General features: G+C 49.3%; 5 protein-coding genes. 1 reads left to right on the top strand and 4 read right to left on the bottom strand.

The window, feature by feature from the left end:
- Positions 1 to 876 precede the first annotated feature (876 nt).
- The 3 genes from L6H65_RS10425 to L6H65_RS10415 all read right to left on the bottom strand — a co-directional run bounded on the left by L6H65_RS10425 (position 877) and on the right by L6H65_RS10415 (position 4,427).
- A complete protein-coding gene (locus L6H65_RS10425) occupies positions 877 to 1,572 on the bottom strand; it encodes a Crp/Fnr family transcriptional regulator (RefSeq protein WP_236341293.1) in 696 nt (231 codons plus the stop codon).
- A gap of 202 nt (positions 1,573 to 1,774) precedes the next feature.
- Positions 1,775 to 3,727 (bottom strand): anaerobic ribonucleoside-triphosphate reductase, encoded by a 1,953-nt coding sequence (gene nrdD / locus L6H65_RS10420; protein ID WP_236341291.1) that lies wholly within the window; start codon positions 3,725 to 3,727, stop codon positions 1,775 to 1,777.
- Between the two features lie 22 nt (positions 3,728 to 3,749).
- Positions 3,750 to 4,427 carry a radical SAM protein gene (locus L6H65_RS10415; RefSeq protein ID WP_236341289.1) on the bottom strand — a complete coding sequence of 226 codons (678 nt, stop codon included), beginning with the start codon at positions 4,425 to 4,427 and terminating at the stop codon, positions 3,750 to 3,752.
- Between the two features lie 236 nt (positions 4,428 to 4,663).
- Here L6H65_RS10415 and L6H65_RS10410 point away from each other — a divergent pair, with 236 nt between their 5' ends.
- Positions 4,664 to 6,136 (top strand): radical SAM/SPASM domain-containing protein, encoded by a 1,473-nt coding sequence (locus L6H65_RS10410; protein WP_236341273.1) that lies wholly within the window; start codon positions 4,664 to 4,666, stop codon positions 6,134 to 6,136.
- Positions 6,137 to 6,321: 185 nt separating this feature from the next.
- On the opposite strand, the gene L6H65_RS10405 is transcribed toward L6H65_RS10410, so the two are convergent.
- Positions 6,322 to 6,756, bottom strand: a complete 435-nt coding sequence (locus tag L6H65_RS10405) for a GAF domain-containing protein (protein WP_236341264.1) — start codon at positions 6,754 to 6,756, stop codon at positions 6,322 to 6,324.
- Between the last annotated feature and the right edge of the window lie 215 nt (positions 6,757 to 6,971).

Raw genomic sequence — 6,971 nt, 5'->3', positions numbered from 1 at the left:
TTTGACGCTTGAACTCTTCATCAAAATGCTGACGGATATCGCCCATGACACACCTCGACCTTTTCATTTGTTTTTATTGTAACAGGTCGCTGATACAGCGTGTCTACTTTCTAGTCTACAAGCATTCTGCGATGCTTTGTCATCTGTAAGAGGGTTTTTCAGCTTTACAGAGCGCCTCGCGCCATTTTTCCGTGCTGTAAAGCGGTATTTCCGCCTTATGGAGATAGTCGAAGGGCTTTCTGCGATGCTTTGCTCGTCTGTAAGCGGGTTTTTCAGCTTTACAGAGCGCCTCACGCCGTTTTTCCTGCTGTAAAGCGGTATTTCCGCCTTATGGAGATGTCGAAGGGCTTTCTGCGATGCTTTGTCGTCTGTAAGCGGGTTTTTGAGACTGTCGATTAACTGTTTACAATTCAAAACTTTCACTGAAATCGATTGAAATTCGCCTTTCAAAAGCGTTTATATCGACTTTTTGGGGTGAAAAGTGGTTTTTTTCTCATCGGAAATCGATTTTTGAAGCTCAACTAATTTTGTAAACGAATTAATCGACAGTCTCTTTTTCAGCTTTACAGAGCGCCTCGCGCCATTTTTCCGTGCTGTAAAGCGGTATTTCCGCCTTATAGAGATAGTCGAAGGGCTTTCTGCGAATAGATGGACTGTCTTTCTCTACAACCTGACTATATTAGAAAATAGAAAGTAACTCCCAACTCCTATTTTCAATCTGGGGGTGACGTTTTAGATGTCAGGAGAGCTTATGCAGTATCGTAGATGCAAGAACCGCACCACGCGCAGTTGCCAGCGCGGCGCGGTGTGAAGAGATGCGGTGCTGCATGACGGCGCACGACCACACGACACAATGAGGAACACTTTCTGCGACGATTACTTATATCCTCGCTGCTGTTTTAATGCATCCAGATCGATAATAACGATGCGGTTCCGATCGACCTCAAGAATTTCCTCTTTGCCCAATTGATTCAGCAAGCGATTGATTGTCTCCCTCGTCGTGCCTACGGAATTGGCAATCTCCTGATTGGTCATCGGCAGATTAATCATCATTTTGTTATCGACCATTTCGCCATGCTGATCGGCAAGCTTCAACAGGAAGGAGAGGGCTCTATGCTTGACATCCTGACCGGACAGCACCTGCAAATCCTCCTGCAGCTCACGAATTTTATCCCCCATTACACGCATCATCTTGACCGCAATCGCAGGCATACTCATCATCAGATGCTCGAACAGCCTTACCGGAATGGCTAGCAGCTGTGTTTCAACAATCGCCTCTGCTGTTGCCGGATACGGATTCTGGTTGAAGAAGCCGGTATGGGGGAACATGTCGCCTGACTTCAGGAACGAGACAATTTGCTCGTGGCCGTTCTCGTCGGTTTTGAAGGTTTTGACCAACCCGTCCTGTATGAAGAAAACCGCTTCCTTCTCGCTTCCTTCTGTAAAGATGGTGGATTTCTTGGCCAGGTTGCGGGATATTGTAATTTCCTCAACACGCGCAATTTCCTCCACATTCAAATCGTGGAACAGGGGTACACGTTGAAGAAAGACAGCTGTTCTTTCCTTATTCATGTTTTTCCTCCTCTCCACATTTATAGTAATCCCATTATATCTCAATACTCACTCCTAAATAAGCACTCCTCCACAGATGTCACAAAACGTATTCAAGATTCGAATTCAATAAAGCATTCGTTCATCCATAGAACTCAACAACGCATTCGTTCATCGAACTCAACAGCGCATTCATCCATCGATCTCGCCATCGCATTCAATTTCATGATTCGATGGTGACGCTGATGTCAGCATGGGGGAGATGCGCCAGCCGTTTTCTTGCGTTCCAGTCGAAGCGACGAGCCTTGCTCCAGAAATTGTACTCGCCGTTATAGCAGCCCTCGTGATCTACCTGCAGCTTCTTGCGTGCGATCATTTTCACATAGCCGATAACACGACTGAAGGTAGCGATATCATCGCTGCTGCACACCGGGCAATTCGGGATGTTCTTCCCGTCCTCGGCAACAATCTGCTGTCCGCATGCCAAACAGCTCGTCAGTGTCGGCGTCAACGTAATATATTGAATCGGCTTGTCAAAAATACTTCTCAAATAATCAGCGAGCCTCTCCGGCGCAAGCTTGCTTTCGAGAAAATGATGCAGAATGCTTCCAGAGGTCGCATAGGCTTGGAATTCGGCGCTGTTCTCTATTTGCCGCAGGAAATCGTCCTCACTGAAGGGCAGCATGCAGCCAGAGGTCAAATATACATTCTCCCCGGTTCCCTGCACGAAAATCGTACGATGATTACGCTTCGCCCACTGCACATCATGTCGCGCCAGCTTAATAGCAGCGTTCTCTCCAGGCGCATACTCTATCCCGCAGGCAACCCCGTCTCTAACGATATACTCGTTAATGGTTTCGGTCATAAATTGCATAATGCGATGCGCCAAGCTTGCTCCCGCCTTGTTGTTCATCCCGCCCTCATAGCCGATATTAATCAAGCCCTCATGCATGCCGGTAACAGCGAAAACGTTGAAGTAGCTGGATAAGTCCCGGTTGAAGGCAAAAAAGGTCGGATACAGCTCCTTATTCCGTTCGATCCAATTCCGCTTGGCCATATGTCCTTCCTGCATGATGTTCAAATATTGCCCCATCATGGAGAAGAGCAAGCGCTCATCATGACCATATTCCAGCAGCAGACGATTCAGATTGAGATTCAATACCTGCACGGCCCCGGTAGAGCCTGTCGAGCTGCCGAATATTCCACTTCCCAGCCGGGAGAGGACGTTCAGATCAATCTTCAGTCTGCAGCACAGACTGCGGCTGACCTCAGGATCGCGAGGCTTCAAGTACGGATTGAGACTGCGATAATGTTCATCCATGAACGGCTCTGAACGGAAATTTTCGAAATATACGCCACCCCAGCGATACATGCCCTCAAGCATATAGAGGAATAGCTGATTGCTGTAATCGAATGCATCATCGATCGGTACGGTAAGCAGCGGGAAGGTGAACGGCAGTCCAGTGCCAGTGCCTTGCTTCATCACTTCGATGACTGCTTTGTTGATCCGGTCAAAATAATGGGGTGGAATGTCCGCGTAACGGATATCCAGCGCTTCCCCGCCGATGATTACAAAGTCGTCCTTGATCTCATCGGAGGGCTTGCCGAACTCCAGCGTAATATTGGTGAAGGCGGATTGGGAGCCGCCGCGCAGCGGCATATTCATCTCCCAGATCAAGCTCTGGAATAACTGCTCCAGCTCATCCTCCGTGTAATGGCGTTCCCGGATGATTTCCTCGTAATAGAGATAGGATGCGGAAATAGTCGTCATCTGTGACAGCATGACAGCACCGGATACTTGCTGGGACATGAGGACGACTATATTGCTGAAATGCCGCAGCAATGTCTCCAGCTTGCTGGTCGGCTTGGAGGACATCATATTTTTCGCTAGCGTAGGAATTCCAGAGGCGGCAATGTCCTTGCAAGCGACACTCAGGCAATAGGGGCTCAGCTGTTTGTCATGAATGTAGATGACGCCATCACGGTACAGCTCTGTGAGACGGGCGGGCAGAATATGCTCCAGCAAGTATTCCTCTTCCGAATGATTCATCAGATTATGCCGAAGCAGGGGCAGTGAGTATACGTAGTTGCTGTTCTCTCTCTTCAAATAATCGGCTTGCTTCGTTTCAGATTGCGAGGTAAAGGTTTCAATAATATCCATCGTATGACGAAACATAATAAGTCCTCCAATTCAATAGTTAATATTGGGAAAGCGCTTGCTCTGGCTGAAAGTAAGGGTTTAAAAAATAGGGAACGGTGCTGTTGTATTTGTGATTCAACTGGTTCACATACTGCTTGATTTCTTCGAAATATTGCTCGCAAAGCTGCGGATATCGCACTGTTCTTATTTGGCTGAAGGGGCTGTTGTGATGGATCACAACAGCTAGAGAATCGACGATATCCCGGCATAGACGCTTGGAAGGAGCAATCCCGATAATGGCTTCAATGACCTCGCGGTCCTCCTCTGGATCAAGACAATGGAACGGCAGCTTCATATCCATATGTACACCGTCAATCAGACGAGCATGCAGCAAGCGACGCAATTTCTGCGGATAGGCGCCATTTGTGAAGACGATAATGTTCCCCCGAAAGACAGACCGCAGCCCACTAAGAAATTGTTCCATGGCCGCCATCTCATTGATAAGAAATTCTCCGCCGCTCAGAAGCACAGCATCGAACAATGTGCCGCAGCCACGAATACGTTCCAGCACAGCATCTGCGGTCAGGAAGCCGACAGGCTTGCTGGCAATCAGCTCCTCATGATTGTGACAGCCGTAGCAGCGCATATTGCATCCATTCCAGGAATGGATGAGCAGTGAAACATGCCCGGGCCAATCCTCGAATGTTCGTATCATGCGCGGGTAAAAAGTGAGCATACCATTCTCCTTTCCCGATACAACTGTGCAACAACCACTATATTTAGTGAACAACTCGAATATTAATACAAGATATAGGTTTCGTGAAGTGATGTGCATCACAGTTGACAGGTTTTTTATACAGACTGCACGATGTGTTTTCCCAGCTGTGATGTAGATCATAGGGATTCTGTCGGCAGCTGTGATATGATACTGCCGCATTATTCAATTGCGAGGTCAGGAGATGAGGCAATTGCATGGGTGAGGAATGGGTTCCTTCACGCTTCAACCTGGATGTTAAGGCGAGCAAGGAAACGAGACTGCTCTATAACTCGTATTCTGGCGCGATTGCCGCTGCCGAGGGTACAGAGGCGGCGCAGGCGAGATATCTGCTGCGGCGAGGAGCTGCCTCTTCTGAGGCAGTGGGGTTGGATGCAACGATGTATAGCTGTCCAGAAGAGGCAGCGGGATTGAATGCAACGATGTATAGCTGTCCAGAAGAGGCAGCGGGATTGAATGCAATGACGTATAGCCGTCCAGAAGAGGCAGCGGAAACGGCGGCAATGGAATTGGCCGCCCAAATGCGTGAATCCGGTTTTCTTGTGAGCAAGGATTTGGATGAGCTTCTCATGGCACAGCAGCTGCATAAGAATCGGAAAGCAGCGAAATTTGCGCATTTGGTTATTCTGCCGACGGAAGCCTGCAACCTGCGATGTACGTATTGCTATCAATCTTTTTCGAGGGGGGAGATGGGAAGGGGAACGATTGAAGGTCTGAAAGCTTATGTGGATAGGAAAGTCGGTGAAATCGAGCAGCTTGCGGTCAGCTGGTTTGGCGGGGAGCCGCTGCTCGCTGCAGACGTACTAACCGAACTGTCGCAGTCGTTCAAGATGAGCTGCGCGTCTGCTAGTATAGGGTATTCTGCAGACATGTCCACGAATGGATATGAGCTGACGAAGGAACGGTTGATACAGCTGCTGGATCTTCATGTGCAGCGTTATATGGTTACACTGGACGGCGTAGGAGCTGTCCATGACAGAAGACGAATGCTGCGGGAGCATAGTGGCGGGACCTTTGAGCGCATTATCGGCAACTTGCTGGGGTTGAGGGAGGTTGATCGTTCTTTTACGATCGATATTCGCGTTAATTTCGATGAGGATAATGTGGCAGAGATACCGCAGCTGCTCGACAGGCTCGCAGAAGCGTTCAGTGGCGATCCCAGATTCCAACTGCTCGTTCGTCCAGTCGGCCGCTGGGGAGGACCTCACAGTGAGCGTATTCCGGTATGCGGAAGAACAGCGGCGGATGCGCATTTGTGGGAATTGACTCGTTATGGGCTGGAGCGCGGACTTGTCCTTAGCGAGTCGATATCGGATTCTCTGCAGCCGTCGGGTTCGGTTTGTTATGCTGCAATGCCTCAATCTCTTGTAGTCGGATCAGACGGACGCCTCTACAAATGCACGCTTGCGCTGGACGAGGAGACGAATCGGGTAGGGAGATTGCATGATGATGGCAATATTGAGCTTGATTCTGACAAGCTGGCGCTGTGGACAGACTCCGGTGAGGAAGGGGATGCGGTATGCCGGGGCTGCTTTTATCGACCGTCCTGTCAAGGCAATCATTGTCCGCTGTATCGGATGAGAACAGGAAGACGCCCTTGCCCGCACGAGAAACGGAAGCTGGGTCAAGTTTTAGATTTGTTACGGAGAAATGGAATGAGAGGTGAATAAGATGAAAATCATCGTTCCGGCTGTAAAGCCAGCCGCATTGTCGGTCGTTCAGGCGAATACCGGGAAGATATTGAAAGCGATGCCCGGCAATTTGAAGTAAAGTGACAAGCTGAAATAAAGAGACAAGCGGTAATCCTTCTTTAGCTCGGATTACCGCTTTTTCATGGGAATTGCAGTATATTCGCTCAGTCCTGCAGTAACGGCAATAGGTCTGGGAGTGTATCTTCGATGTGTGAGGTCTCACTGCCTGTATAGGGAAGCGGCAAGCGGCGAGCGATGAGCAACACTGCACGGATACTATCCCTGTCCGCAATCGGATAAGCGACAGCACAGCGGAGCTGCTCTGCTACCATCATCGGGATGACAGGGCTTTTGTCTGTGGAAGAGGAGCTGCGGTCTTCCCAAGCAGCCGGCCTGCCGGTACGGAGCGCGACTCCTGCCGGTCCTAATCCAGGCTTGAGCGTCATCTGCTTGTAACGGTCTGTACGGTTGCCATAGGCATATCGCCAACGTACGTGTTTTCCATCTGGATCCATAATGGCTAATGCGGAAAAATCACTGGAGGTCATGTGGCACAAGCTCTCCAAGCGCTGCGATATGATGGATTGCAATAACGGCATTCGAGACTCACCTCCCTCCAAATTTATAGCTGCTACTATATAATTTAGAGCATTTGAAGCCGCTTGCATGTGATCTTTCTCACAGAATCGGCCATGCAACGCCACATAATTGTCACCAATTGCGGACAACAGCGCAAAGCGGCATAAGAATAGGAGATTGCTGGCGATTTCACCTATCTTATTTGATTGGCGGATGGTCAAATCGGGTGATTAGT

Source organism: Paenibacillus plantiphilus (assembly GCF_927798095.1).
Classification (GTDB): Bacteria; Bacillota; Bacilli; order Paenibacillales; family Paenibacillaceae; genus Paenibacillus_Z; species Paenibacillus_Z plantiphilus.
The sequence above is the reverse complement of the archived record's forward strand: the minus strand, read 5'-3'. Positions and strand labels throughout refer to the sequence as shown.